At 49.1% G+C, this 2,486-nt stretch carries 4 protein-coding genes; all 4 read right to left on the minus strand.

Annotation, left to right across the window (positions count from 1 at the left end; genetic code table 11):
• Positions 1 to 188: 188 nt before the first annotated feature.
• Positions 189 to 1,169, minus strand: coding sequence for a DUF3137 domain-containing protein (locus Q0256_RS01795; protein ID WP_297959534.1), 981 nt, complete (start codon positions 1,167 to 1,169; stop codon positions 189 to 191).
• Positions 1,170 to 1,313: 144 nt separating this feature from the next.
• Entirely contained in the window at positions 1,314 to 1,742 is a 429-nt protein-coding gene (locus tag Q0256_RS01800) for a hypothetical protein (protein ID WP_297959536.1), read from the minus strand.
• A gap of 283 nt (positions 1,743 to 2,025) precedes the next feature.
• On the minus strand, positions 2,026 to 2,199 hold the full coding sequence (locus tag Q0256_RS01805; protein ID WP_297959538.1) for a hypothetical protein: 174 nt from the start codon (positions 2,197 to 2,199) through the stop codon (positions 2,026 to 2,028).
• A 19-nt stretch (positions 2,200 to 2,218) separates the two neighbouring features.
• Positions 2,219 to 2,486: tetratricopeptide repeat protein (locus tag Q0256_RS01810; protein WP_367271934.1), on the minus strand; the 268-nt coding region annotated here is incomplete at its 5' end.

A 2,486-nucleotide genomic window follows, 5' to 3' on the forward strand; every position in this document is an offset into this window, starting at 1 on the left:
TAGGTAAGTAGTATAGAAGTAATCTAGGCTTTAGCGCATCTCGATAGGCGGTGGAGGATACGACCAAAGCGTAGCACATTTTGGCTGGCGGAGAAATAGCACTCTAGCCGCAATGTATTTCGATAGGCGACAAGTAATGCACTCTCTCACAGTGCAAGCGGATTTTATCCGCCAAATAGCGTCGCGCGTTAATCAGCCAAAATCGCCGCTTCGCTTAAATCCGGGTTTAAATTTAACTCGTCTATGATAGATAAAAGCTCTGAAATTTCATTTTTGATCTCAGCGGCGTCCTCTAAGCTCGGCGGCGGCGAAAACAGCGTTGTTTCAAACTTATTTTTCGCTCCGTTTAAAAATAGATAAAGCTTATCGTCCATAAACGCCGCGCTCACCCCCATTTTCCCCGCGAATTTTTCCTTTAGCTCTCGCAGGCGCTGCATAAACGCGGGCGTCAAAAGATACCGTGCCCCTACTTTATCATCCGCAAAGACCCTAAATTCTTTGCTAAAAAACACGTCGTCCATCTGCTCTTTTTCGCCCAAAAATCTGGTGTTTAGCGTGCGGCTAGCCACTATAATTTGCCCGCTAAATTTCTTGTAAAACTCGCAGACCAAGACCGAGCCGCTGAACGCCTGCATATCCTTCATCGTCGACCAAGCAAAAACTATCGCGGATAGCAAATTTAGCGCCGCCGAGTCGCCGATTTCCAGCGTCGCGCCGTTTGGGATGCGGATCGCTTCGCTGAGGCTAAATTTGACGCCGTTATAAATGCCGCTGATTTGATCTTCGGCGCGAAACTCACCCGGCGAATAGATGCCGATTTTGCGAAATTCCTTACGGCTGATGCCGGCAAACGGATCGTAGTTAAAATTTGGACCAACATCGCGGATGATGGCGCGGACGAAAACGTCTTTATAAAACGCTTTGTAATCCCCCAGCTCGCTGGTCACTCGGCTAGCGTTAGCCATTAGCGTGGCGAGAAAAAACGGAATATAGATAATGATGAAAAATAGCGGTGCAAGGCGATTTTCAAAAAGATGCCCTACGGCAAATCCGCCGCCTATGGGCAGCATAATTATAAATAAAATTCCCAAAAACAGATACTTTGCAAACGCGCGTCTGCACTCTTTTTGCTTTTTGGCGGTGGCAACTATCGCCTCGTTTATATTCAAAATTTTACCTTTTTCTAAATTTGCGCAGCGGATCTCGCGCTCGGAGCGAATTTTAGCAAAATTTACGCCGCAAAGATACGGCGGCGTGAGTAAATTTTATTCGGCGAATTTGTAAATCTATGAAATTTGCGTCGCGGCGGCGATCTACTCGGACGTGCGCTGATTTAGCCACATTTTAAGATTGCCCGCGCCCTCTTTTAGCACCCCAAATCCTGCCGCGGCAATACAGACAAAATTAATTAGCGAGCCCCTCCCGCCGACGTTTAAAATCCCAAAGCCTACAATCCACAGCGCCGCGCCGAAACCCAGCGTGCACACGGCAGTCGCGATCCCCAGTTTGCGCCGCAAAGGGCTTGGTTTGCGCACCACCTGAACTCGAGTGATCACGTAGCTGCCCGCATATCCTCCGCGGATGAAATACGCGCGCGCAAGCTCGCCCTCCTCCACGGGGATATCGTTAAACTCGCCGCGCAGCTTCACGCCGTCTATCTCGAAAAATACCCAAATTTTGCTATTTCCTCTTGCAGCGTGGACGCGGAGATTTCGAACCTCGCCCGTGATCTCATATTCCAATTTACCTCCTCAAACACAGCTTTGCACTTTGCTTTCGTGCTAAATTTTACGCCGTAAAATTTTAAAATCTAAATTTTGCCTTGCTTGCAGCGCCGTCCATAAAATTTTTAAAGTTGAGATTCTGCAGCCCTAAATTTAGAGCTAAGCCTTAAAATTTCATATCGATAGAATTTCAAGTAAAACTCCGCCGCTAAATTTGGCTAATCGCATGCATGGGCTATCTACGCCTTGCCGAATTTCGCACGTCGCAAAATCGCGGCGAAATTCCACGCGCTACGAAAGCTCATAAATCCGCCGCGGCAATATCACAGGCAAGCCCATCGAAAAAACCAATACCGCGCGACGAGTAGCGTAGATAGACGGTGCAAGGCAGGCAGCGCACGACAGATGCCATACGACGGACGGCGAGCAATACAAAACAGACGGCGTGCACGGCAGGCAGTACAAACCGAAACATGCGCCGGGCTACCAAGCGCCTACTTCTTTAAAATTTGCTCTTTCATGAATTCGTAGAGCTGGCAGGATTTTTTATTGCCCGCGTCGCAGCCCTTTTTGACCCATCCAAGCCCCTTGGAAAATCCGCGCAGATCCCCCTTGCTCACATACAAATAGCCTAAATTATTGCAGGCATCGCCGTAGCCCAGCTCGCAGGATTTGGTGTAAAGCTTCTCCGCCTTGTCGCGATCCTGCGGCGCGCCGAGACCCTTATCATACGCAACGCCGGCGTTATAGCAGCTGTCCGCT

Origin of the sequence: uncultured Campylobacter sp. (assembly GCF_937949835.1) — a bacterium.
In the GTDB taxonomy this organism is placed as follows: Bacteria; Campylobacterota; Campylobacteria; order Campylobacterales; family Campylobacteraceae; genus Campylobacter_B.

Excerpts from the sequence above, each read along its gene's own strand:
- Q0256_RS01805 (WP_297959538.1), bottom strand. The coding sequence starts at position 2,199 with ATGTTTCGGTTTGTACTGCCTGCCGTGCACGCCGTCTGTTTTGTATTG.